Origin of the sequence: Clostridium sp. OM05-9 (assembly GCF_003481465.1) — a bacterium.
Classification (GTDB): domain Bacteria; phylum Bacillota; class Clostridia; order Lachnospirales; family Lachnospiraceae; genus Coprococcus; species Coprococcus ammoniilyticus.
On record NZ_QULF01000005.1, the window covers coordinates 70,302 to 96,142 of the forward strand.

A 25,841-nucleotide genomic window follows, 5' to 3' on the forward strand; every position below is an offset into this window, starting at 1 on the left:
ATCCGATGTTCGTAATATTCTGCCTATCCAAGGATCATTGCAGATTCCTGCAACTGTCTGTAAGCATCCTTTATATTGCCTGCTTCTATATCCGTGATCCGGTCAGCATCCGTCCGGCATACGAGCTTCTTCAGATATTCCAGATCTCTCCGAATCTTCTTGATCTGAGCCTTATCCAGTTTCTGACTTTGTACCTCTAGCTGATTTTCTACTTTATATACATATGCTTCAGCTTCATTCCAGATATCCATATTTTCCTTGTTGCCCTGAGTTTCTTCCTCATACCGCATGGCATCTTCTCTTGCCCGGCGAATCTCTTCCTCTGAAAGATTCGTACTGGATGTGATAACGATCTGCTGTTCCACGCCTCTGCCAAGATCCTTTGCAGATACCTTTAGGATACCATTTACATCAAGATCAAATGTAACCTCGATCTGCGGAACTCCTGCAAGTGCTCGCTTGATTCCACTCAGGCGGAAGTTACCAAGCAGCTTATTATCTCTGGTATATTTGCGTTCGCCCTGATACACCTTTACCTCTACATCACGCTGGAAATTTCCGGCCGTCGTAAAGATCTTGGATACCCTGGTCGGAATTGGTGAGTTTCTTGGAATCAGTACATTTGCAATACCACCTAAAGTCTCGATTGACAGAGACAATGGTGTTACATCCATCAGCAAAATATCATTTACCTTATTCGTAACGGTCAGACCACCACTGAGCTTTCCTCCTTGAATCGCAGCTCCCATCGCAACGCACTCATCCGGGTTGAGATTCTTCGAAAGCTCTTTTCCGGTTATCCTCTTAACCTCGTCCATAACGGCAGGGATTCTGGTTGACCCACCAACCAATAATACCTTATCTAAACTTCCGGCTGATATACCTGCATCCCGAAGTGCCTGATTGACCGGACCGTCTGTCCGTTTTACAAGATCATCTGTCAGCTCATTGAACAACTCTCTGGTTATGAGCATATCGAGATGCTTCGGCTCGTTCTTTACGACCGTGATAAACGGAAGATTGATATGAGTCTGCAGCGTACTGGATAATTCCTTCTTTGCCTCTTCGCATGCTTCCCGGATACGCTGTACCGCTGTTATATCTTTCTCCAGATTGATCCTTGTTTCTTTCTTAAATGACTTTATCACATACTGCACCAGACGCTCGTCAAAATCATCACCACCAAGATGATTGTCGCCTGCAGTTGCAAGAACCTCGATCACATGATCTCCGATCTCAATCACGGATACATCAAAGGTTCCGCCACCAAGGTCATATACCAGAATCTTCTGTGCCTGTCCGTTATCCAGACCATAGGCAAGTGCCGCTGATGTCGGCTCGTTGATGATTCGAAGTACATTTAACCCTGCGATCTTTCCGGCATCCTTCGTCGCCTGTCTCTGACTGTCATCAAAATACGCCGGAACCGTGATGACCGCATCATGAACCGGCTCACCTAGATAGTTTTCTGCATCCGCTCTTAACTTTGACAGAATGATCGCCGATATCTCCTGTGGTGAATAATCTTTTCCATCTATTCTTTTTCTATATGCTGTTCCCATTTCTCTCTTGATCGATGCAATGGTTCTGTCTACATTTACCGTAAGCTGTCTCTTTGCAGCATCCCCCACCAGTCTGTCGCCATTTTTCGTAATGGCTACTATCGATGGTGTGGTACGGTTGCCTTCGGCATTCGGTATGATTGTCGCCTGTTCGCCTTCCAGAACGGCCACGCAGCTATTTGTCGTTCCTAAATCTATTCCTATTACCCTGCTCATGTATGATCTCCTATTCTGCATCAATTATTTAAATTATTTTTTCTTACACTTTTTCTAGAATGTATGATAGACAAGTTTTTTGAATAAATTGTGTATAGTTTATAAAGCAAGTATAAAGTGTTTCATAAAACTTTGGCTGCTGACAAATACGAAAACATGCTATAATGAGCATTGCTATGGAATGTGTCTTCATATACCGGCATAATGCGAAAATACTGTTTATTTTCGCAAATATCTAACAAACAGAAAGTGGTGTTTTTATATGCGAGAGAAAACAAAAGCAATTCTTTATATAATTCTGGCCGGTGTCGGTTTTTCTTTTATGAACGTATTCGTACGATTATCCGGCGATCTTCCTACGATTGAAAAAGCATTTTTCCGTAACCTGGTCGCAGCATTCATAGCGCTTGTTGTCCTGATCCGAAGTGATGTCGGACTGCATTATGAGAAACGACATATTCCGATGCTGTTTATGCGGTCGATCTGCGGCACACTCGGTATCATGTGTAACTTCTATGCAGTCGATCACATGAACATCGCCGATGCTTCGATCTTAAATAAGCTGTCACCGTTTGCCGCTGTTATCTTCTCGATCTTCCTGTTAAAGGAAAAGGCAAGTCTGAAACAATATGCTGCTCTGATCGGGGTATTCATCGGTGCTTTATTTGTTATCAAACCATCCCTGAACTTCGCTGATTTTGCTCCGGGTCTCATCGGTTTTACCGGCGGTATGGGTGCAGGCGCTGCTTATGCGGCAGTAAGATATCTAAGCAACCACGGTGCAAAAAATCCACAGATCGTATTCTTTTTCTCCGCATTTTCGACTCTGGTCATGCTGCCATTTGTGATCGCCTTTTATAAACCGATGTCATTTTTCCAGTTGTTCTGTCTGTTAATGGCAGGTGCCTCCGCTGCTGTCGGTCAGTTCTCGATCACGGCTGCTTATTCACATGCTCCGGCAAAGGAAATATCGATCTTCGATTATTCGCAGATCATCACCTCGGCAATCCTTGGTTTCATCTTCTTCAGCCAGATACCGGATGCATTGAGCTTTATCGGGTATGCCGTTATCATCGGCATTTCTTATCTGAACTGGCGCGCAGGATTAAAAGCAGATGCAGCCGGCAAGTAAATTTAGATATTATTTATAATTATTACTATAATATTTCTTGTTATTTGTATATTGTCAACAACAGCAAAGTGTATTACACTATACTTAACAGGTGTTTTTGCCTTGTTTTTGTAGAGAATATATAAATTGATTTGTGCAGTATATACAAGTCACCTGCACACAGTTACATAATAGGAGGTATTATTTATATGGCTAACAGATTTGTATTAAACGAAACATCTTATCATGGAGCAGGCGCAATCGCAGAGATCGCTACAGAGGCTATCGGCCGTGGCTTCAAGAAAGCATTTGTCTGCTCTGATCCTGATCTTATTAAGTTCGGTGTTACTAAGAAAGTAACAGATGTTCTGGACAACGCAGGTCTTGCATATGAGATCTATTCCAACATTAAACCAAACCCTACGATCGAGAATGTTCAGTCTGGTGTTGCTGCTTTTAAGGCTGCTGAAGCTGATTACATCATTGCGATCGGTGGCGGATCATCCATGGACACAGCAAAGGGCGTTGGAATCGTGATCGCAAATCCGGATTTTGCTGATATCAGAAGTCTTGAGGGCGTTGCTCCTACCAAGAATAAATCCGTACCTATCTTCGCTGTACCTACAACAGCCGGAACTGCTGCCGAGGTTACGATCAACTACGTTATCACAGATGTAGAGAAAAACCGTAAAATGGTATGTGTGGATCCAAAAGACATTCCAGTCGTTGCATTTGTTGATCCTGAGATGATGAGTTCTATGCCAAAGGGTCTGACTGCTGCAACCGGTATGGATGCCCTGACACATGCGATCGAAGGTTACATTACCGCTGCTGCATGGGAATTATCTGACATGTTCCACTTAAAAGCAATCGAGATTATTTCCCGTTCCCTTCGTGGTGCTGTAGCAAATACACCGGAAGGCAGAGCTGATATGGCACTTGGCCAGTATGTTGCCGGTATGGGATTTTCAAATGTAGGTCTTGGTATCGTTCATTCTATGGCTCACCCTCTGGGAGCTCTGTACGATACACCACATGGTGTTGCAAATGCGATCATCCTTCCTACTGTTATGGAATATAACGCAGAAGCAACCGGCGAGAAATATCGTGAGATTGCCCGTGCTATGGGAGTTGCCGGCGTTGACGATATGACACAGGAAGAATATAGAAAGGCAGCCATCGATGCTGTTCGTCAGCTATCACAGGATGTTGGAATTCCTGCCGACTTAAAAGATATCGTAAAACCGGAGGATATTCCTTTCCTTGCTCAGTCTGCATATGATGATGCATGCCGCCCAGGCAATCCAAAGGAGACAAGCGTTGAGGATATCACCAAGCTGTACGAGTCATTGATCTAGGATTTATATAAAAACAGGGATGTAACATCGAGGGCATCATAATCATTATGATGCCCTCAACGTTATATCCCTGTTTTTTATTTTATTTACATCTCACGGAATCTCTTATATCTTGCAGCAGCAATCTCCTCGCCGCTCATTCCATCGAATTTCTTCAGGAATTCCTTTGCATTCATCTTAATAAATTTACCGATATATGGGACAGATTCTTTATCTGCTCCGCCATACTCAGGAATAACCTTCTCGATCACACCAAGTCTTGAAAGATCCTGTGCGGTAAGCTGCATAACCTCTGCCGCCTCCTCTGCACGATTGCTGTCCTTCCAGAGAATAGATGCATAGCCTTCCGGTGAAAGAATGGAATATACTGCATTTTCAAGCATCCATACTTCATTACCAACTGCCATAGCAAGTGCTCCACCACTACCGCCTTCACCGATCAGGATACAAAGTACAGGAACTTTAAGGGCTGACATCTCGTAAAGGTTTCTTGCGATTGCTTCACCCATACCACGCTCCTCTGCTTCCAGTCCACAGAATGCACCAGGTGTATTTACAAATGTGATGATAGGACGATTGAACTTCTCTGCCTGTTTCATCAGACGAAGTGCCTTACGGTATCCATCCGGAAGCGGCATACCGAAGTTACGCTCCATACACTCTGTCATGCTGGAACCCTTTACCTGTGCGATCACTGTTACAGGCTGTCCATCGATATGACCGATACCACCAACGATCGCTTTATCGTCATTCATTGTTCTGTCTCCATGGATCTCATGGAAATCTTCACAGATATAATCAATATAATCAAGTGCGCAAGGACGAGTCATCTGTCTTGTACCACGAATTTTCTCCCAAGGAGTCTTATTCTCAACAGAAGTCAATCTCTCCTTTAAGATCTCGCTGATATCAAACTTCTCGTCTTCTTCCTTATCGAAGTTTGCATAACCGGTTCTCTGTTTATGTGTAACGATCAACTGATACATGGTATCCTTCATCTTATCTCTGGTGATAATACCATCAATAATACCATGCTCTACCAGGAACTCTGAACGCTGGAAGCCTTCCGGAAGATCCTGTCCGATCGTCTGCTTGATAACACGAGGGCCTGCAAATCCAACCAGAGCACCAGGCTCACCTAAGATGATATCGCCAAGCATTGCAAAGCTGGCTGTTACACCACCGGTTGTAGGATCTGTAAGGATCGATACATATAACAATCCGGCTTCCGAATGTTTCTTCAATGCTGCGGAGGTTTTTGCCATCTGCATCAGGGAAATGATACCCTCCTGCATTCTGGCACCACCGGAACAACAGAACATGAATACAGGAAGCTTTTCTTCTGTCGCACGCTCAACCGCTCTGGCAATCTTCTCACCAACAACATAGCCCATACTGCTCATCAGGAATCTGGCATCACAGATACCGATCATAGCCGGCTCACCATTGATCAGAGCCTTACCGACTGTAACCGCTTCTTTCAGTCCTGTCTTTTCCTGCGCAGCCTTAACCTTATCCTCATATCCGGCTGTATTTAACGGATTTGACATCGGCATATCTTCAAACCATGGTTCAAATGACTTTGGATCTGTTACCATCTTGATACGGTTCTTTGTCTTAACACGGAAATAAGAACCACATTCATAACAGATATATTTTGCCTTTACAACTCTCTGCTTATCAAGCTCAGCTCCACACTTCGGACATTTTACAGTCTCCGGTTTTGGCTGTTCTGTTTCGACAGCCTTCATTTTTTCCATCTCGGCTTCTTTTGCCTTTTTCTTAATAAATAACATTTCTTTTTACTGCTCCTTATATTTCTGTAAAAGAATACATGCATTATGTCCGCCAAATCCAAGAGAATTGCTGATCGCACAATCAACCTCCTGCTCATATGGCTCTTTACAATAATCAAGATCCAGTTCTTCTTCACTCTCATGAAGACCACGGGTTCTGTGGATATAGCCTTCCTCGATCGTCTTTGCTGTAACGATACATTCGATCGCACCTGCTGCGCCAAGAAGATGTCCTGTCATAGACTTTGTAGAATTAATCTTGATGTCCTTTGCATGATCGCCAAATGCTTTCTTGATTGCTCTGGTCTCAACCAGATCGTTTAAATGTGTACTGGTTCCGTGTGCATTGATATATGCAACATCCTCCGGGGATACGCCTGCATCTTTTACAGCATTTAACATAGCTTTTGCAGGGCTCTCGCCTGAATCTTCCGGTGCTGTGATATGGAATGCATCACTGGAGCATCCGTATCCGCTGATCTCTGCATAAATCTTTGCGCCACGCTTCTTAGCATGTTCCAGTTCCTCTAAGATCACGATACCGGAACCTTCACCAAGAACGAAACCATCTCTCTCTTTATCAAATGGAATTGAGCATCTGTCCGGATTATCAGATGATGACAACGCTGTTAATGCATCAAATGTCGAGATACCGATCGGTGAAACTGCTGCTTCTGTACCACCGGCGATCATTACATCTGCATCTCCATACTGAATTGTACGGAATGCTTCACCGATACTGTTTGTACCGGATGCACATGCTGTAACAACATCAATACTCTTTCCCTTGCAGCCAAGCTGAATCGCAATATTACCTGCTGCGATATTGCTGATCATCATAGGTACTGTAAATGGGCTTACACGATTCGGTCCCTTTGTCATGATCTTCTCATATGCACTTTCAAGTTCCTGAAGACTTCCTACACCGGAACCAACACAGGTTCCAACCATGTATGGATCTTCTGCTGTCATGTCAAGCTTTGCATCTGCAACTGCTTCCTTTGCTGCTGCAACCGCGAACTGTGAAAATCTTGCCATTCTTCTTGCAGCCTTTGGATCAATATAATCTTTTGCTACAAATCCTTTTACTTCACCTACAACCTTGCACTTATATTCTGATGCATCAAACTGTGTAATCGGTCCAAAACCATGTCTGCCTTCTTTTAAGCCGTTCCAGAACTCATCCACATTCAAGCCAAGTGGAGTAACCGCTCCCATTCCTGTAATCACTACTCTTCTACTCATATTCAATAATTCTCCTTAATATAAAGTATGATTTCCATTTTCTTCCATATGTATACCATCCAGATTATCTGTGAAAGATATAGAAGAAATCCTGCATTGTTAAATTCTATAAAAATTTACTTTGTCAGCTTATGTATAAACCACACATACTGCACAGAATGCATGGTTACGCCGATATTGTACTACATTTTACAAAAATATGGAAATAAATCTTGTAAAGTTTTTATTAATTATCTCACGATTTCACGACATACTTCGTCTTCCGACAACATTTCTCCACTATTTTTCTTTTCGTATTGAATAGAAAAGATAAATTTCTTACTGATGAAATAATTCAAAAAGATCACAAGGATCGATGTAAACACCTTAACGCCCATCGCATTCCATTTCAGTCCGGTGACAAGCGCAAAGATAATTCCCGTTTCGATCAGAAGTGTAGATACCCGGCTCAGATAGAATAATGCCAGTTCGATAAAATATGCCTTTACCGTGGCTGCCTTTGTGTGGAATACAGATTTGCGGTTTGTCGCAAATGACACATAGTTGTACAAAATCCACGACATATAATTGGCATAGATCTCATTTATCCCGCATTTGTACATAAAAAACCAGGCAGACCCTAAGTTCACTGCCCCTACGAGTATGCCCCATGCGATATATATGTATATTTCCTTTGGTATTTTGCGTAAAAGTTTCATACCATTCTCCCTATAGTCCTGATATCGGAAGCTGCTTGAGTGTCGTCTCTTCTTCCGGAAATTCCCGGACGATGCGATCATACATTTTACGGTTAAAAGCTTCCCTTTCTTTATAATTGAATTTCAGAATGTTCTTATAGCCCCATAAATGTGTGAAGATATCCTGGTTCTCGATCTGTGCCGAACCGGGAAAAAAAGATGATATCTGCTTTCCCTGCTTCTCTGCGCACATCGCAAGAAGCCGCTGTTCCGCAAATACCATATGGCAAAGATTCTCCTCTGTCTCCAGACAATTCTCCATAAATGTGATCGAACTGTCAACATAATAATTCTTAAACGCTTCATCCGCGATATATAACATACAGGTATTGACCGGAAGAACCTCAAAGCTCCAGTCCGGGTCAAACCGATACTCCTGCTTCATATGGAAAAACTCTTTTCCCGGATACACATCAGGGAATATCCCTTCTCTGTGTATTGCACAGATATCCGTATCTTTTATAATATTCCGTATATCTTTCCAGATGATCAGATCCAGATCCACCATGACCGCTGGCATCTGCATTTTTTTCAATGAATATAATTTGCCGGCTGCCCAGAACACCTTTTCCGGTACCGCTTCCGGCACTGTAATTTCCTCGATTCCGAGATTCCAGATGTGGTAGAGACCCATTTTCTCGACAAATGCGATTGCTTCTGCATCGGCGCACAAACGGATCCCCCCATTGTGTTTTCTCCACATCAACGCCGAAAGGATCATCGTAAGGACTTCATAGTCCTGCATCCAGTACTCTTCTGTATGTCTCCCTGCCATATAAGGTTTTGACCATAAAGAATGAAATCCTTCCATATGTTGTCCTTTCAAAATAATTGAAAACCAGCTAAATATTGATTAGCTGCAGACTCTTGACCTTCTCAGTCAAGGGGTGCTTCCGCTCTATATTAAATCCAGCCCATAGCCAAATGTGCTGTTTCCGCCTTTTCTGCTGCATGGTCGTTTTGACCGGTTTATAAGCTGCCATTCCGGCGGCATGTAATACCAATGCGGAATATCATAATCATCTGCCCCGCCATCTGTTGCCTGATAAAATGTCGGTGTGTACCGGCTGCCTGCTAAAAATCCACGCTGGCTGCCATTCTCGTATTCCCACTCATACATCCAAGGTCGATTACTGCTTGTCCAGAATTCACGATTGCTACCCGTCAGATAGCCTCGGTTGCTGCCATAGAAAAAGCCGTTCCGGCTTCCAAAAAAGAATCCCCGATTGCTACCTGTCAAAAACTCCCGCTGACTTCCAAAAAGGAATCCCTGCTGACTTGTCCCCCAAAATCTACCTTGACTTCCAAAGAAATTTCCACGTTGACTTGTCCTAAACAGACTTCTCTGGCTACCACCGAATAGACTTCTCTGGCTGCCATTCTCATATTCCCACTCATACATCCAAGGTCGACTACTGCTTGTCCAGAATTCACGTTCACTACCAACAAAAGTTCCATGTTGACTGCCTGCTAATATTTTGCTCTGGCTTGTACCGAATAAGCTTCGTTGACTGCTCATCTGGCTTCCAGATACATCCGTACGATTTCCTTTACCGCCATTCTGCGAACCCTGTATCCTCACGTTCTCTGCTTTCTTCTTATAATCAACCGGGATCAATATATTTCCGTTAAATTCCACACTAAAAGGCCTGCCATTCCACATCACATATGTGCGATACGGATACAGCCTGCCCTCATGTGCGATCAACTTCATATAAACAGGAATTCCACCTGTTTTTTCTTCCAACTGTCTTGCCTGTTTTCTTGTTGCCTTTATAAAATAACCACCCGAAGGCAGTCTGTCATTCAGGATGGAATTCAATTCCTCATTCCACTCTATATAAACATTAAATTCCCCATTATCATTACGATAGTTTCGCATATCAAAAAAAACCAGACCGGCAGCCACTGGAAGCATGTTAGAAATTCTGTTATCAAATTGTGAAAGTTCCTCTCCAGTTCTCTGCAAAAACAATGAATATACGAAATTCATTCAAATCTCCATTCTGACACCCACAAATATGCTGTCCCAATTTTTCTGTCTCACAGGCGTCATTTGTTCGCCCTTCACGCTAAAAAAGCGCTACAATCCCATACTAAATACTCATGATATTATGGTAAACCATTTACCCATTTATTTCAAGAAAAATCACACTTTCTTGCAATGAAAAATCAGCAGAATCAAAACTGCAAAAGCCACAAATATTAACAGCCGCAGAATTCCTGCAAATAGAATAATCATCTTTAGACAGTAGATAAAAGCCGGACACTATCTTTGGTTTAAAAAGATAGTGTCCGGCTTTTATCTATCTACACTTTACGCATCTTTATTATCTGCTAATGCTGCTGTGATGATCGCCATAGAATAAACCTCATCTGCTGTACATCCTCTGGACAGATCGTTGATAGGAGAATTAAGTCCTAACAGGATCGGGCCATATGCTGAGAAGTTACCCATTCTCTGTGCGATCTTATAACCGATATTTCCTGCATTGATATCAGGGAAGATAAAGGTATTTGCATTTCCTGCAACCTCTGACTGTGGACATTTCTTCTTTGCAACTCTAGGTGATACGGCTGCATCGAACTGGATCTCACCGGAGATTGGAAGATCAGGATTACGTTCCTTTGTCTTTCTTGCTGCATTTCTCATCTTATCCACATCTTCGCCCTTACCGGAGCCATAGGTTGAATAGCTTAAGAAAGCAACCTTTGGATCTACACCGAAGATTCTTGCACAACGAACAGTCTCCTCTGCGATCTCAACCAGCTCATCTTCATTTGGCTTAATGTTGATACCACAGTCACCCATAGCGAACACTTCATTACCACCTGTTGCAAACGGACGTACCAGAATGAAACAGGATGAAACCAGTGTGTTGCCCGGTCTTGTCTTGATCAGCTGTAAAGCAGGTCTTACTGTATCTGCTGTTGAATATGTAGCACCACCGAGAAGCGAATCTGCAATCCCCATCTTAACAAGCATCGTACCAAAGTAGTTGTTCTGATACAGGATCTCTCTTGCCTGCTCCGGTGTCACGCCCTTGCTCTTTCTGAGTTCACAGAACATCTCGACCATCTCATCCATACGATCAAAATTCCTTGGATTGATGATCTCGGAACCTCTTATATTAAAACCGCTTTCCTCTGCAACTTCATAAATCTTATCAGGATCTCCTACAAGAATCGGATGCAGGAAGTTACTTGCAAGAAGTCTCGAAGATGCTTCCAGAATACGGGGATCAGTACCTTCAGTCAAAACAATTGTTTTTGGATTTTTCTTCAAAATATCGATCAATACACCGAAACCAAAATTTTTACGTTCTTCCACGATTATAGTCCTCCATTGATTATTTATACGAATCATATATCATGCATTATATACACGTTCCGTATATTTTCAGTATTAAAAGCTATACTTGCGCATAGCGAGTCATCTTACTTTTATTATAGTGATTTTTAACGAATAAACAAGGTTTTCCATCGAAATAATTGTACCTTTTTTCGAACATAATTATTATTCAAATTTAGTTTCAATATAATGAAAGTAACAATTTATAATCTTTTAAAATCTTTATCCAATTTTTGATTACACTCGAATTATTTACTTCCATAGTCCACCATCCACCGTCATCATTAGTAAATTTTATAGTAAATTTTCCAGATGACATAATGTTAATTAACTTATTTAACTTTTCAGTATTTTTATTAGTATTAGATGAAATATCTATACTATTTTGATAATCAGTTTCGTACAAATCTTTCTTATAGTTATAAAAGCTATTTTCACTATAATCAGGCATACTGAATTTGACTCTTCGGTTCGATGATATAAATTCACAATAATTATATTCAACATCAAATTTTTCATATGAAAATGCCGTAATATTAAAGAACATTTTCAAGTTAATTTTTGCTGTACTTCCATTTTTAACTATATTTATATATGGTTGAAAATCTCCATTTAAAATATATAACTGTTCCTCATTATAAAACAATGATGTTGCTTTAGTCCCTAATAATTTTGCGAAATTTCCAGCATCAACGGTCTTATAAGTAATTCCATTTTTGGAATCATTCATTGTCTTTGCTTTTCTAGTTATTTCTCCGTATGTAGGCTTCTTTTTTAAGATATTCACATAGCAATAATACCGTTTTCCATTTATCAATGCGTATATTCTTGTTTTTCCCTTTCCTACCGCTTGAATTTTGCCATTCTTACTAATTTTTGCAACTTTATTATTAAGTGACTTCCATATTACTTTAAATTTTTTATTTGAGGCATTTGTTTTAACTTTAATTTTTTTGCTTTGCCCTATATATAAACGTATTTGATTACTACTCAATGTATATTGCACTTTTTTTACTTTAACATTACAATATATTTCCTTCCCCTCTACTGTTGCGCATATCTTTGTTGATCCTGCTTTTCTTGCTTTTATCTTTCCATTTTTATCTACATCTGCAATTTGAGAATTTTTTGATTTCCAAACAATTGGTTAGTCAACCTCGAATAAAGAATGACGGCTTATGCTTCGATGTATCCGACAAAATTGTAGTAGATGTGAATATCGCGTTCCTCGTGATCGTCCACGGTATAGCGTTCGCTGATCTCAATTTTCTGAATCAGGCGCACCAGCGTGGGACGGTCTAATTCCTCAAGCTGGGCGTAATCCTGCATCATGTCCAGCCATGCGTCCACAGAGGATTCTGTTTCGAGGCGGGCGGCAAGCTGTTCTGTCAGTTCCTTGCGGCGCTCCTGCTTTTCCCGGCGCTCGGCCTCATACTGATTGAGGAGATTAACGCACACGCTTTCCGGGATGCGCCCCAAAACCTTATCTTCATAAGCGGACTGAATCAGCTTATCCAGCTCCGGAAGCCGTTTGCCGATGGCGTTCAGCTCTGCTTGCAATGTTCTGGTGCGCTCCACGCTGGCGCTCTGTTCCCTCGCTAAAAGCTGCGTCCTCAGCGTCTCACGGCTGTTCTGCGCCCACATTGCCTTGCAACGAATGTCTGTCATGACGATCTGCGTCAGCACCTTCTGGTTGATGTAATGGGACGAACAGGCATTTTTGCCGCCCGATGCGTAGCGGTTGCAGACATACGCCTTGTATTCCGGCTCTTTCTCGGAAACCTTTTTGCGATAGTCCCGCATATACCGCATGGACGATCCACAGTCCATACACCGAAGTAGACCGCCAAAGAGGGCAACCGTGCCGCTCTTGCCGCTGCGCCCTCTTACCGGGTGGTTGTCCATCCGCTGCACGGCGTCCCACGTCTCTTGTGGGATCAACGGCTCATGGGTGTTTTCCACCTTGATCCATTCGGATTCCGGTTTGCTGACCTGTTTGTGGTTTTTGTAGGACACCGTGCCGGTCTTGTTCTGTACCATGTGACCGATATAAACCTCATTGCGGAGAATGGTTTTGACCGTCACATCGTTCCAGAACGGTGTCTCGCCACGCAGATTTTCCCGCCCCTCCGCCATGTAATAGAAGCTCCTTGGCGCAGGGACTTTTTCCGCGTTGAGCTGCAAGGCGATCTTGCGGAAGCCGTACCCCTGCAAGCGCAGATCGAAGATGTGCCGCACCACGGGAGCCGTCACCGGATCGATCTCAAGAACGTGCTTGTCCGCCTCGCTTTTCTTATAGCCGAGGGGCGCATAGCAGCCGACATACTTGCCGCTCTTGAACATGGACAGCTTCACTGCCTTGATCTTGCTGCTGGTGTCCCGCGCGTAGAGGTCATTCATCACATTTTTCAGAATGACCAGCATCTCATTGTTCTTGCGGAGCGTGTCAACGCCGTCGTTCAAAGCGATGAATCGACAGCCGAGGGACGGAAACACAAAGTCTGTGTACTTGCCCGCTTCGATGTAATCTCTACCGAGGCGCGATAGGTCTTTGCAGAGGACAAGATTGATCTTGTGATCCGTGGCGTCCTGCACCAGTCGGTTCAGTCCCGGACGGTCGAAGGTCGTACCCGAAACGCCGTCATCACAGTAATAATCGTACAGCGTCCAACCCTGTTCCCGCACATAGCGGGAGAGCATTTCCTTTTGATTTTCTATGGACACGGATTCCCCGGCACGCTCATCGTCCCGGCTCAGCCGTGCGTAAATACCAACGATATAATTTTCCTGCATTTTCTTATTTAACCTCCCGAAATGCAGTGCGTGATACAATCAGAAATCTGCAATGATTATACCACAGCACGGCTATAGATTCCACTGGGCAATGTGCCGGGATTCAGTTCTCCCGATTGACTTTTTCGAGGGAGAGGGCATCCAGCACGTCCCCCATCTGCTGCTCTGCGACAAAGAAGCTGCGTACACGATACACAGTCCCGTCCTCCATCACCAGCTCCAACTGATCGGGCAGACGCAATTTTTTCTTTGCTTCGGGACGGTTCTCTTTGCAGAAATTGTCTGTTTTCATCTTCGTATGTCCTCCGTAATTTCGGGATGGCTGGTAGCACAGCCGAGCAAATCTGTCAAGGAATTGGCTTTGCCTCGCTGCGCGTCCTTGACAGGCTCGTTCGCCTGTGCAAGCCGGTAATCAAGGCGGCGATGCCGCCATTTGCCAATGAAAATCAACTGCATTCCAAGGCTTTTTTCAATCTCTCATTCCAATTATAACAAGAACAAACGTTCGAGTCAATGCGATTGTTGGAGGAAGAGCAAGCACAGCAAGTGTAGATACACTTGCGAAAAACGGCGTGGGTTGACCGGGATTTACTTGCAGAGTAGCAAGCAAATCCTGTGTGGCCCCACACCGGAAAAACAGAGCGCTCCGGCTGACTGCCGAAACGCTCTGTTTTCATTTTTGGGAAAGTCCCAAGCCCTTATGATCGATTGTTATTTTAGCCGTTTTTATTTCAATAACTGCTACGTCTTTGTCCAGCAATGCGGTCAGTTCATCAGTAGAAAGTCCTTCAATGTGGCTCAGACGCGTATAGCTCCACGAATTGGAGCCGAAGAATATGACAAGCTGATTGCCGGAATATAAAACGATATCTCCCGGCTGCGTCGTTGTCTGGACATCGTTTCTTGAAAAACTCTGCGACAGACTGCCGACCTGCTCAAAGCCGCCATAGCGCGAAGCAAAAACTTCAATCGCACCATTTTGCGCCGCTGTAAGCACCTCGCTGACGGTCTCATTGTCTTCCCATAGAACGGTTAGTCATAGGCTCGTTTGCTTCCGTTTCGGTAAAGGGCAGAGGTTCGCCCTTTGAGAGCAGGGCGGCAATGGAAAGCATTAGCTTGCTTTTTCCATCGCTGGGATTGCCCTGCAACAGCGTAACTTTGCCGAACGGAATATACGGATAGCACAGCCATTGCACTTCTTTCTGCTCAATTTCACTTGCCTTGAAAACTTCAAGAGGTACACTGACAGTCATTTCATTTAGCTAAGGTTTATTATTGTATCTCACGCTTTTTATAAAAAGTGATAGCCATACGCCAAGAAAGTGCACATGCTCCAACTCCAACGACAGCAAGTATTGCCAACACCAAGTTGGGTTTGATTTCTATCCCAAGCTGACTCCTGAAGAAACTGGTTGCCAAAACACTTGCACCGCATACAAAACCGATCATCACATAGTAAGCAGTCCTTCCTTTTTCCACACCCAGTTTGAATATGAACGGGAGCGGTATGGAGGACGCAAGCATTGATACGACCAGCATCAACAGCATAAGGACAGCAAGCTTTCCAAGAACAAAATCACCGGCAATCATCATTTTTGTTGCTTGTGCAATTCCCGTAACGAGCAACATAGTTAGTTGAACAAGTACCCCGATTAAGTATTTTTCAGAAACGATTTGTTCTTTTGCATAGGGCATTGTCCCGCTGTACTGCATCCACCCACTACGTTCATCATATCCAAGCAGGGTAACAGGGATCATACCACACAACATACAGGGATAGAATGTAAAAAACAAATTCTCACCATTTGCAAGGGATATCCCAATAATAACAGCGGTAATGAGAATGTATGATCTGCAATACTTCTGTATCATATACCAATCTTTCAATAGAAGTCCCTTCATGTTATTTCGCCTCCTTAACCATAAATACAAACAGTTCTTCGATACTGATTGGGCTGATATGAATATCGGAAGGAACAGCATTTCTCAACACCATTGCTTCCACGCCGTAAGCATTTTCTTTTTTATACTTAACGGAGTTGAATGGAATCGCCTGAAATTCATCAATGGAACAATGAACAAGACCATATTCCTCCCGCAATAAATCTTTTTCTTCACACAGCAAAAGCTTCCCTTTATGCAAAAATGCGATATAATCGCAAAGCTTTTCCAAATCATTGACAATGTGAGAAGAAATGAGAACAGAGTGGCTTTCATCTCTTGTGAACTCGCTAAACATCTCAACAACTTCATCACGAACCACTGGGTCAAGCCCTGATGTCGCTTCATCCAGAATCAGTAGCTTACTGTTATGGGACATAGCAACGGCAATTCCCAGCTTCATCTTCATTCCACGAGAAAATTCTTTGAACTGCTTTTTGTCCGGCAGTGCAAGTTTCTGTACCAGTCGAGAATATTCGGCATCGTTCCAGTTTTGAAAGGTATGCTTCATTACCTTTCCGACCTGATTAACGGTCAAACATTCAGGGATACCCACCTCGTCCAGCACAACGCCGATATCCTCTTTTGTAAGTTTAATATTGTCCCCGTTGTCCCTTCCGAGAATGGTAATACTACCACTGTCTTTGTGAATCATATCAAGAATGAGCTTTATGGTGGTGCTTTTACCGGCACCATTCTCGCCAACAAGCCCCATAATACAGCCACTTGGCAGTGTCAGATTTAAGTTGTCGAGCGTAAAGTCGGGGTATGACTTCGTAAGATTCTTAATCTCAAGTGCGTTCATTATTGTTCCTCCAGACTGAAATTGACCATTTCTATAATTTCCTGTTTGCTTAGATTGCAGGAAACAGCGAGTTTGACAATCTCATCAATATACTCTTCAATCTTTTTCAGATTTTCTTCTCGCAGCAGTTCTATGTTTTTAGGAGCTACATAGCACCCCTTAGCAGGCAAAGTGTAAATAAAGCCTTCCCTTTCCAGTTCTTCATATGCACGCTTTGTCGTAATAAAGCTTATACGAAGATCCTTCGCAAGACCTCGTATCGACGGCAGCAATTCGTCCTGCTTTAGTGCGCCGCTGATAATTTGACTTTTAATCTGAGAATATATCTGATCGTAAATCGGTGTTCCACTTTTATTATCAATCAAAATATTCACGCCATCACCTCTGTTAATTCTGTGTATAGCTATTATATACAGTCGAGACTGGGCTGTCAATAGAGTTCATAAAAAAGTTGCAACCGATATGATGAGATAATTTTTCTATCACATCGACTATACTCACGACTTAATGACTTCTTGAATACTTGCCGAAAAAGAAAAATTGCCATCACTTTGACAGCAATTCTTCTTCGGTTGGTATCCGTTAGGAATGGATTGGTGTGTAGAAGGATCGGCCACCTACCCGCAGCGAAAAGCCATGTTTGAGGAACGGAAAGCCCACATGGAAGCGGAGATCGCGCACATGAACCGGGCGCTGAATATGCTGAAATTCAAGTGCTGGTATTATGAGCAGGCAATCAAGGACGGCAGTGAGGACAGACTAAAGGAACTGATTCCCGACCACTTGCCGGAGGAAATCCGAAAAGCATATGAAAATGCGCATTGCTAAAATAGATAGATAATTTACAGAGCCAGTAATTCTTTCTTTTGTAATTACTTAATTGGCGCGTGGATTTTCCCGATAACGGATAACCCAACAACGGCAAACGATGCCTTGCAGAGTGGTTGCTAAACGGCGGCAGAAAAAAGGTAAAAATCGGCCTTTGTTTGCGTTCTGCGCCGTTTTGCCGACTGAACAGGAAAACACACAGCCAGCACTTCAAACGCCGTTTAAAAACGGGAAAACCGTCATATTTCAACTCTTATCACAACAGTCATTTCACCTATCTGTCTATCTCCGGCCTTACAAAAGAAAACCGAAAGCAACTCTGACCGCCTATAAAAAGAGCCACACTCTGATGTGCTGGATTGCCCAGTCATCGGAATGTGGCTTTTTCGATTTCTAATTGTCTGCACCGCTGTTTTTCTTGTCATGCTTTATGCAAGGCTGTCATTTAGAACATTTTTTATTCTTATAAGAAACACTTAATTGATATGAATCTTTTTCAACCATTTTTATCGATGTTCTATTTAACATATATTCTTGTTTAACCGTCACATAACACAATACATAATCATCTTCTACTTCCCCAACAATAGTGGTCTCACCCTGTCCATGAGCAGTTATCTTTCCATTTGAATCAACCTCTGCAATCAAAGGATCATCTGACGTCCATATTATTTCATGAAATGATTCCCCATTCTTTTTTACTTCCAACTGTAGACTTTCACCTATATATAATACACATTCATCCTTGTTAATTGTATATTCATTTTCTACATCAAATAAAATCGTTTTACAATCTTCAATTGTTTTCGCCTTAACAACTCCTACATAATTTGTTAATAACAAACTTGCTACAATTATAAATATAATACATTTTTTTATTATTTTCATATCTTTCCTCCTCATTCTTTGTATTATAAAGATTAGTATAATGTTTTTTTGTAGATAACTCAATTCTTTGTACAAATTTTCTCTTGACAAATATATCATACTGGTGCAATATGAATACAATAAAACAAACCAATGAGCAAGAAGAGTAGCTTATGAACAACATGTCCAGAGAACTGCAGGTGGTGAGATTGCAGTGATGATTTCTTAAGTGAATGGACTTGCGAGGGCAAACCGAACGAGCGAATCTAGTAGGGGCGACGGAGACTTCCCGTTATAGAAAGTACATATATGTTAGTATATGGTTGAGTGCATCAGATTTTGATGAATATAGGTGGCACCGCAGGAGTGTTGTATTTGTATCTTGTCCTATAAGCGTTTTGCTTTTGGATGAGATTTTTTTATACAATCTTCTGACGGTGCTTTTTCTTTTTATAAAAAGCAGATCAGGCAAAGCGCACCTCACCATACATGAACAATTTCAAATAACTTATTAAACTATTATTTATGAACGAGGTGAAACATATGATACGACCAACACTTAGCGAAGCAAAAGAATATGCGAAACAGGGATATCACATGGTTCCGGTCTGTTATGAGATGCTCTCTGATATCATCACTCCGATCAATCTGTTGAAGAAACTGAAAGCGGAAAATGAGCATTGCTACATTCTGGAAAGCGTGGAGAATCAGGAGCTCTGGGGAAGATACACCTTCCTTGGATACAGTCCAAAACTGGATATCACCTGTATGAACGGAACACTGACATTAAAGGATGAGAACGGAGCAGTCATCAAAGAGACCTCCGGCATCCATCCGGAAATCTTTATCCGTGAGGTTTTAAAAGATTATAAGAGTCCGAAGATCGAAGGCTTCCCTACCTTCACCGGCGGACTGGTTGGATATTTCTCTTATGACTATCTGAAATACAGTGAAAAGAAGCTGGTGCTTGATGCAAAGGACGAGGAAGGATTTCAGGATGTCGACCTGATGTTATTTGACAAGGTGATCGCATTTGACAATGTAAGATCCAAGCTGATCCTGATCGCAAATGCCAACACAGCAAATATCGAAGAAGGATATCAGAAAGCCTTACAAGATATCAAAGAAATGAAAGAACTCATTCTCCATGGCGCAGAAGCCGATATTCCTGCTCCTGTTCTTAAGACAGAATTCAAACCATTATTTGACAAAGAAGCCTACTGCCGGATGGTAGAAAAGGCAAAGCACTATATATATGAAGGAGATATTTTCCAGGTCGTGCTTTCCAACCGACTGGAAGCCGAAATGGAAGGAAGCCTGTTCGATACCTACCGGCTGCTCCGAAGCACAAACCCATCTCCTTACATGTTCTACTTTGACGGTGACACGATCGAGGTTGCCGGGGCTTCCCCTGAAACTCTGGTTAAGGTAGAGGATGGTGTCCTCCACACATTTCCACTGGCAGGCACAAGACCAAGAGGAAAGACAAAAGCTGAAGATCTGGAACTGGAAAAAGGTCTGATGAAGGACGAAAAGGAACTTGCAGAGCACAACATGTTAGTAGATCTCGGGAGAAATGATCTCGGAAAGGTCAGCCGATTCGGAACGGTCGAAGTCGAACGGTACATGTCCATCCAGCGTTATTCACACGTTATGCATATCGGCTCTACCGTACGCGGAACACTCCGTGAGGATCTGGATGCGATCTCCGCTGTCGATGCGGTTCTTCCGGCCGGAACCTTATCCGGTGCACCGAAGATCCGGGCATGTGAGATCATCAACGAGCTTGAAAATAACAAACGAGGTATTTACGGCGGCGCGATCGGTTATATCGATTTCTCAGGAAATCTGGATACCTGCATCGCGATCCGAATCGCATACCGCAAGGGACATAAAGTATTTGTCCGTTCCGGTGCCGGCATCGTAGCCGACAGTGTACCGGCAAACGAATTCCAGGAATGCATCAACAAAGCAAAAGCCGTAACGGATGCATTGATTAATTCTCAGAAGATACGAGGTGACGAAGCATGATATTACTGATCGATAATTATGACAGCTTTTCCTACAATCTGTATCAGCTTGTAGGAAAGATCAATCCTGACATCAAGGTGATACGAAATGACGAATATACATGTCAGGAGATTGAAGCAATGAATCCGGATAAGATCATCATTTCACCGGGTCCCGGAAGGCCTTCCGATGCAGGTATCTGTGAAGAAGCCATCTCCTATTTTGCCGGCAAGGTTCCGATCCTTGGTGTCTGTCTCGGACATCAGGCAATCTGTGAAACCTACGGTGCAACGATCACATACGCCAAAAAGCTGATGCATGGCAAAATGTCCGTTGCAAATGTCGACATCAACTGCAAACTGTTCAAGGGACTTCAGAAACGGATCGAGGTTGCCAGATATCATTCCCTTGCCGCTTCCGAAGAAAACTTCCCGGATGTTCTTACCGTTATTGCCCGAACCGACGATGATGAGATCATGGCAGTCAAACACAAGGATTATGAAATATATGGTGTCCAGTTCCATCCGGAATCGATTCTGACACCAAAAGGAACGATCATCTTACGAAACTTTTTAGAGGCATAATCAAACATTTGCAATCAGCACTATATTTCTATGATTAAACATTCCTGACATTACCAACCAGTGGACGCTTCCGCTCGTTGAGACCTGCAGCGGTACTAAGATGCTGCTAACGCACCATCAAGAACCGGCGGTCTCAAATGCCACTGTTTTGGCAAGTCAGAATGTTTAATCATGAATATACTTTATAGAATTCGCAAATGTTTATTAGAACATACATTCAAGGAGGATATGAATATGATTATAGAAGCAATCGCAGCAGTTGTTAATGGTAAGGATCTTGACAAAGAAATGGCAGCAGCCGTTATGGATGAAATTATGAGTGGAGAAGCAACACAGGCACAGATCGGAAGCTTCTTAACAGCCCTTCATATTAAAGGTGAAACAATCGAGGAGATCACAGCATTTGCTGAGATCATGAGAAAACACTGTGGTGAATTTACACCGGATGTCAATGAGGAGATCGACATCGTAGGAACCGGTGGAGACTGCGCAGGAACCTTTAACATCTCAACTGTTTCCTCATTAGTAACAGCCGCAGGCGGTGGTAAGGTGGCAAAGCATGGCAACCGTGCAGCATCCAGCAAATGCGGAACAGCCGACTGCCTGGAAGCCCTTGGCGTCAACATCGCAGCAGACTGTAAAGTCAGCGAAGCCTGTCTGAAGGATCTTGGTACCTGCTTCTTATTTGCACAGAAATATCACACAGCAATGCGATTTGTCGGCGCTCCAAGAAAAGAGATCAAGATTCCTACAGTATTCAATATCTTAGGACCTCTTGCAAATCCGGCAAAAGCAAATCTTCAGTTACTCGGTGTCTATGATGCCTCCCTCGTTGATCCGCTTGCAAAAGTACTCAGCAACCTCGGTGTAAAACGTGGCATGGTCGTTCATGGAAATGATGGTCTGGACGAAATCTCTGCCGTTACCACAACAACTGTATGTGAATTTGACAATGGTTCATTTCACACTTACACCTTAGATCCAACCGCCTACGGATTTGCCCTCTGCGACAAAGCCGAACTGGTCGGTGGTACACCGGAAGAAAATGCACAGATCACAAAGGATATCTTATCCGGCAAGATCACAGATGGCAAGCGTACAGCCGTTATCTTAAATGCCGGTGCAGCTTTGCATATCACAAACCGGATCTCACTTGAAGAAGGCTTCGCCCTTGCAGCCGATATTCTGGCAAATGGCAGCGGTCTGAAGAAGCTGGAAGACTTTATAGTAGCAACAAACGCTTAATTATTTGTAAAAGCAAAACACATAACCGACCCGGAACCTTCAATCTCCGAGCCGCTATGGAGGAATATATATGATCTTAGATGAAATAGCAGCAAAAACAAAAGAACGGGTTGCCGGATGCAAAGAACAGATCCCATTTGAAGAAATGAAGGCAAAAGCCCTTGCGATCGTAGAAAAGGAAACAGAGAACGGAACAAAACCTTATACCGTTTTTCCTTTCCGCGACAATCTGGCAAAGCCGGGAATCTCCTTTATCTGCGAAGTAAAAAAGGCTTCCCCTTCCAAAGGACTGATTGCACCGGATTTCCCATATATCGAGATTGCGAAAGAATATGAAGCCGCCGGTGCTTCCGCCATATCCGTGCTGACCGAACCTTTTTATTTTCAGGGAAGCAACGAATATCTGACAGCGATCCATGAATCAATATCCACTCCGATCCTGCGGAAGGATTTCACCGTCGATCCTTATATGATCTATGAAGCAAAGGTGATCGGTGCCTCTGCGATCCTTCTGATCTGTGCGATCCTTACCGACGAGCAGCTCAAAAGCTATTACGAGCTTGCAACAAGCCTCGGGCTGTCCGTTCTGGTAGAAGCACATGACGAAAAAGAAGTCAGGCGGGCGATCGCGATCGGCGCAGACATTATCGGTGTAAATAACCGCGATCTGAAGACCTTTACCGTTGACATCATGAACAGTGTAAGACTTCGGACATTGATCCCGGATTCGATAAATGGTAAACCGGTCGTCTATGTATCCGAAAGCGGCATCCGTACACCGGAGGACATCGACCGTTTAAAGGGAAATGGCACAGATGCAGTATTGATCGGAGAAACCTTTATGCGAAGCCCTGATAAGAAAGCCGCATTTGCATGGTTACGGGGGGGGGAAGATGTAGAATAGAACCTAATCCTGTTTCTGCAGGAACAACGAACTTTATTAGAAAGCATTGAAGATATTTTATAATATAGAAACAACATATACAGGAGGAAACATATATGTCAAAAGGACGTTTTGGAATCCATGGCGGACAGTACATACCGGAAACACTGATGAACGCCATGCTTGAGCTTGAAGAAGCATATAAGAAATACAAAGATGACCCGGAATTCAACCGGGAGCTGACAGAAATGTTAAATGAATACGCCGGCAGACCTAGCCGTCTGTACTATGCCAAGAGAATGACAGAGGATCTCGGCGGTGCAAAGATCTACCTGAAGCGTGAGGACTTGAATCACACCGGAGCACATAAGATCAACAATGTTATCGGTCAGATGCTCCTTGCAAAACGAATGGGTAAGACAAGAGTTATCGCTGAGACAGGAGCCGGTCAGCACGGTGTTGCAACTGCTACAGTTGCTGCCATGATGGGTATGGAATGTGAGATCTTCATGGGTAAGGAAGATACCATCCGTCAGGCATTAAATGTCTACCGTATGCGATTATTAGGTGCAAAGGTTCACCCGGTAGAAACCGGTACCGGTACATTAAAGGATGCCGTTTCCGAAACCTTCCGTGAATGGACTTCCAGAATTGAAGATACTCATTATGTTCTTGGTTCTGTTATGGGACCTTATCCTTTCCCTGAGATGGTTCGTGATTTTCAGGCTGTTATCAGCAAGGAGATCAAGGAACAGCTTATGGAGAAGGAAGGCAGACTGCCGGATGCAGTTCTCGCCTGTGTCGGTGGCGGTTCCAATGCGATCGGCGCATTCTATAACTTTATTCCGGATAAGAGCGTTCGTCTGATCGGATGTGAAGCAGCCGGACGTGGAATTGATACATTTGAGACAGCCGCAACGATCAACACCGGAAGACTTGGTATCTTCCACGGTATGAAGTCCTACTTCTGTCAGGATGAATTCGGACAGATCGCACCGGTTTATTCTATTTCCGCAGGTCTTGACTATCCGGGAATCGGACCGGAACATGCATACCTGCATGACATCGGCAGAGCAGAATATGTCGCTGTTACAGATGATGAAGCTGTTGATGCATTTGAATATCTGTCCAAGATCGAGGGTGTTATCCCTGCGATCGAGAGTGCTCATGCAGTTGCCTATGCAATGAAGCTTGCACCACAGATGGACAAAGACCAGATCATGGTTATTAACATTTCAGGACGAGGCGATAAGGACGTTGCCGCCATCGCCAGATACAGAGGGGAGGATCTCTATGAGTAATATTAAAAATGCATTCAAAAACGGAAAGGCGTTCATCCCATTTGTTACATGTGGTGACCCTGATCTTGAAACAACAGAACAGATCGTATATGCCATGGTAGAAGCAGGTGCAGACCTGATCGAACTTGGTATCCCATTCTCAGATCCAACCGCAGAAGGCCCTGTTATCCAGGGTGCAAATATCCGCGCACTCGCAAACCATGTTACGACAAATGATGTATTTGACCTTATAAGAAAGCTCCGTAAGACAGTTACCATCCCTATGGTATTTATGACTTATGCAAATGTTGTCTTCTCTTACGGCTCTGAAAAATTTATCGGCATTTGTAAGGAGATCGGCATTGACGGACTGATCCTGCCGGATATCCCTTACGAAGAAAAGGATGAGTTCGACGGCATCTGTAAGAAGTATGATCTGGATCTGGTATCCATGATCGCACCAACCTCCCATGACCGGATCAGCATGATCGCAAAAGAAGCAAATGGATTTATCTACTGTGTTTCTTCTCTCGGTGTTACCGGAACAAGAAGCAAGATCACGACCGATATCGATGCTATGACCAAGCTGGTCAAAGCCGTAACGGATACTCCGTGTGCGATCGGCTTCGGAATCTCCACACCGGAGCAGGCGAAGGAAATGGCTGCTCATGCTGATGGTGTGATCGTCGGCTCTGCCATTGTCAAGCTCTGCGCCAAATATGGCAGGGACTGCGTGCCTTACATCAAAGACTATGTAAAGCGCATGAAGGACGCTATCCGATAGACGGACACCCATGTGAAACTATACAATCTATATAAAAGAACTGCCTTACTAAGACATTAGTGAGGATTTCGTAATGAGATGCATATACGAGCAAATGTGGGTGCCTGTCTGAGCCTGAAAGGCGAGTTGGCACAGGAACATTTGCGAATCACGTATATGCAGATCATAGAAACCACAACGAGTCTAAGTAAGGCAGTTCTTTTATATAGTCACATGGTTTCACATGGGCTGATTTTTTCTCATCTCCTTAAAATCCTATATTGGTAGTCTTAATACTGCTGTATATCTGTATATGCCTGCCGGTATTGTAACTATGCACACAATCTATATATTTTCCCGTTTCTTAGCCGGTTTCTCACAAATATTTAATATTTAATCTGATTGACACTACCATACGTTAACTTTATAATTGTTACGGCGACAGAAGTCGACATAATAATGAAG

At 43.3% G+C, this 25,841-nt stretch carries 25 protein-coding genes and 1 other annotated feature; of the genes, 9 read left to right on the forward strand and 16 right to left on the reverse strand.

Translation table 11 applies throughout. The features are described 5' to 3' along the window. Positions 1-23: 23 nt before the first annotated feature. On the reverse strand, positions 24-1,778 hold the full coding sequence (gene dnaK / locus DXB77_RS09235) for a molecular chaperone DnaK (RefSeq protein WP_117807895.1): 1,755 nt from the start codon (positions 1,776-1,778) through the stop codon (positions 24-26). Positions 1,779-2,040: 262 nt separating this feature from the next. Between dnaK and DXB77_RS09240 the strand changes: the two genes are divergently transcribed. Both DXB77_RS09240 and fucO read left to right on the forward strand, forming a co-directional pair. After that, positions 2,041-2,910, forward strand: a complete 870-nt coding sequence (locus tag DXB77_RS09240; RefSeq protein WP_118663088.1) for a DMT family transporter — start codon at positions 2,041-2,043, stop codon at positions 2,908-2,910. Between the two features lie 188 nt (positions 2,911-3,098). Then, positions 3,099-4,247 carry a lactaldehyde reductase gene (gene fucO, locus DXB77_RS09245; protein WP_117807899.1) on the forward strand — a complete coding sequence of 383 codons (1,149 nt, stop codon included), beginning with the start codon at positions 3,099-3,101 and terminating at the stop codon, positions 4,245-4,247. Between the two features lie 86 nt (positions 4,248-4,333). Here fucO and DXB77_RS09250 read toward each other — a convergent pair whose 3' ends face one another. The 14 genes from DXB77_RS09250 to DXB77_RS09310 form a co-directional block, all read right to left on the reverse strand. Then, complete coding sequence (locus DXB77_RS09250; RefSeq protein ID WP_118663089.1) at positions 4,334-6,043, reverse strand: acetyl-CoA carboxylase carboxyltransferase subunit alpha; 1,710 nt, start codon at positions 6,041-6,043, stop codon at positions 4,334-4,336. Between the two features lie 6 nt (positions 6,044-6,049). Next, on the reverse strand, positions 6,050-7,288 hold the full coding sequence (gene fabF / locus DXB77_RS09255) for a beta-ketoacyl-ACP synthase II (RefSeq protein ID WP_117807902.1): 1,239 nt from the start codon (positions 7,286-7,288) through the stop codon (positions 6,050-6,052). 230 nt (positions 7,289-7,518) lie between these two features. Then, positions 7,519-7,986 carry a GtrA family protein gene (locus DXB77_RS09260; RefSeq protein WP_008401732.1) on the reverse strand — a complete coding sequence of 156 codons (468 nt, stop codon included), beginning with the start codon at positions 7,984-7,986 and terminating at the stop codon, positions 7,519-7,521. Positions 7,987-7,996: 10 nt separating this feature from the next. Further along, positions 7,997-8,836, reverse strand: a complete 840-nt coding sequence (locus DXB77_RS09265) for a DUF6734 family protein (protein ID WP_309295076.1) — start codon at positions 8,834-8,836, stop codon at positions 7,997-7,999. 87 nt (positions 8,837-8,923) lie between these two features. Further along, positions 8,924-10,018 (reverse strand): hypothetical protein, encoded by a 1,095-nt coding sequence (locus tag DXB77_RS09270; protein ID WP_117807905.1) that lies wholly within the window; start codon positions 10,016-10,018, stop codon positions 8,924-8,926. 324 nt (positions 10,019-10,342) lie between these two features. Beyond that, positions 10,343-11,356, reverse strand: a complete 1,014-nt coding sequence (pta, locus tag DXB77_RS09275) for a phosphate acetyltransferase (RefSeq protein ID WP_021944306.1) — start codon at positions 11,354-11,356, stop codon at positions 10,343-10,345. A gap of 202 nt (positions 11,357-11,558) precedes the next feature. Further along, on the reverse strand, positions 11,559-12,371 hold the full coding sequence (locus DXB77_RS09280) for an Ig-like domain-containing protein (RefSeq protein ID WP_182439470.1): 813 nt from the start codon (positions 12,369-12,371) through the stop codon (positions 11,559-11,561). A gap of 182 nt (positions 12,372-12,553) precedes the next feature. Continuing rightward, positions 12,554-14,170 carry a recombinase family protein gene (locus tag DXB77_RS09285; RefSeq protein ID WP_118663091.1) on the reverse strand — a complete coding sequence of 539 codons (1,617 nt, stop codon included), beginning with the start codon at positions 14,168-14,170 and terminating at the stop codon, positions 12,554-12,556. Positions 14,171-14,273: 103 nt separating this feature from the next. Next, entirely contained in the window at positions 14,274-14,462 is a 189-nt protein-coding gene (locus DXB77_RS09290; RefSeq protein WP_033121795.1) for a hypothetical protein, read from the reverse strand. 381 nt (positions 14,463-14,843) lie between these two features. Beyond that, positions 14,844-15,167: a cyclophilin-like fold protein gene (locus DXB77_RS13025; RefSeq protein ID WP_182428835.1), complete on the reverse strand. Its 324-nt coding sequence runs from the start codon at positions 15,165-15,167 to the stop codon at positions 14,844-14,846. 13 nt (positions 15,168-15,180) lie between these two features. After that, positions 15,181-15,423 carry an AAA family ATPase gene (locus DXB77_RS09295; protein WP_033121794.1) on the reverse strand — a complete coding sequence of 81 codons (243 nt, stop codon included), beginning with the start codon at positions 15,421-15,423 and terminating at the stop codon, positions 15,181-15,183. Between the two features lie 19 nt (positions 15,424-15,442). Beyond that, positions 15,443-16,072, reverse strand: coding sequence for an ABC-2 transporter permease (locus DXB77_RS09300; RefSeq protein WP_118663092.1), 630 nt, complete (start codon positions 16,070-16,072; stop codon positions 15,443-15,445). 1 nt (position 16,073) lies between these two features. Then, on the reverse strand, positions 16,074-16,916 hold the full coding sequence (locus DXB77_RS09305) for an ABC transporter ATP-binding protein (RefSeq protein ID WP_033121792.1): 843 nt from the start codon (positions 16,914-16,916) through the stop codon (positions 16,074-16,076). After that, positions 16,916-17,290 carry a GntR family transcriptional regulator gene (locus DXB77_RS09310; protein WP_033121791.1) on the reverse strand — a complete coding sequence of 125 codons (375 nt, stop codon included), beginning with the start codon at positions 17,288-17,290 and terminating at the stop codon, positions 16,916-16,918. The genes DXB77_RS09305 and DXB77_RS09310 overlap by 1 nt, the downstream gene beginning before the upstream one ends. A 214-nt stretch (positions 17,291-17,504) precedes the next feature. Between DXB77_RS09310 and DXB77_RS09315 the strand changes: the two genes are divergently transcribed. Further along, positions 17,505-17,744: a hypothetical protein gene (locus DXB77_RS09315; RefSeq protein WP_182430041.1), complete on the forward strand. Its 240-nt coding sequence runs from the start codon at positions 17,505-17,507 to the stop codon at positions 17,742-17,744. 441 nt (positions 17,745-18,185) lie between these two features. On the opposite strand, the gene DXB77_RS09320 is transcribed toward DXB77_RS09315, so the two are convergent. Next, positions 18,186-18,632 carry an Ig-like domain-containing protein gene (locus tag DXB77_RS09320; protein ID WP_182430040.1) on the reverse strand — a complete coding sequence of 149 codons (447 nt, stop codon included), beginning with the start codon at positions 18,630-18,632 and terminating at the stop codon, positions 18,186-18,188. A 123-nt stretch (positions 18,633-18,755) separates the two neighbouring features. Next, positions 18,756-19,004: a binding site (T-box leader), on the forward strand. A 150-nt stretch (positions 19,005-19,154) separates the two neighbouring features. Here DXB77_RS09320 and trpE point away from each other — a divergent pair. The 6 genes from trpE to trpA all read left to right on the forward strand — a co-directional run bounded on the left by trpE (position 19,155) and on the right by trpA (position 25,397). Further along, entirely contained in the window at positions 19,155-20,642 is a 1,488-nt protein-coding gene (gene trpE, locus DXB77_RS09325; RefSeq protein ID WP_118663093.1) for an anthranilate synthase component I, read from the forward strand. After that, on the forward strand, positions 20,639-21,205 hold the full coding sequence (locus DXB77_RS09330) for an aminodeoxychorismate/anthranilate synthase component II (RefSeq protein ID WP_008401724.1): 567 nt from the start codon (positions 20,639-20,641) through the stop codon (positions 21,203-21,205). Before trpE ends, DXB77_RS09330 begins: the two co-directional genes overlap by 4 nt. Before the next feature lie 234 nt (positions 21,206-21,439). Further along, positions 21,440-22,450 carry an anthranilate phosphoribosyltransferase gene (gene trpD / locus DXB77_RS09335; RefSeq protein ID WP_118663094.1) on the forward strand — a complete coding sequence of 337 codons (1,011 nt, stop codon included), beginning with the start codon at positions 21,440-21,442 and terminating at the stop codon, positions 22,448-22,450. 70 nt (positions 22,451-22,520) lie between these two features. Further along, the gene (gene trpC, locus DXB77_RS09340) at positions 22,521-23,354 is read left to right on the forward strand and encodes an indole-3-glycerol phosphate synthase TrpC (RefSeq protein WP_118663095.1); all 834 of its coding nucleotides are present in this window, start codon (positions 22,521-22,523) and stop codon (positions 23,352-23,354) included. A 95-nt stretch (positions 23,355-23,449) separates the two neighbouring features. Continuing rightward, positions 23,450-24,634 (forward strand): tryptophan synthase subunit beta, encoded by a 1,185-nt coding sequence (trpB, locus tag DXB77_RS09345; protein ID WP_118482920.1) that lies wholly within the window; start codon positions 23,450-23,452, stop codon positions 24,632-24,634. Then, on the forward strand, positions 24,627-25,397 hold the full coding sequence (trpA, locus tag DXB77_RS09350; protein WP_118482922.1) for a tryptophan synthase subunit alpha: 771 nt from the start codon (positions 24,627-24,629) through the stop codon (positions 25,395-25,397). Before trpB ends, trpA begins: the two co-directional genes overlap by 8 nt. The last annotated feature ends 444 nt before the right edge of the window (positions 25,398-25,841 follow it).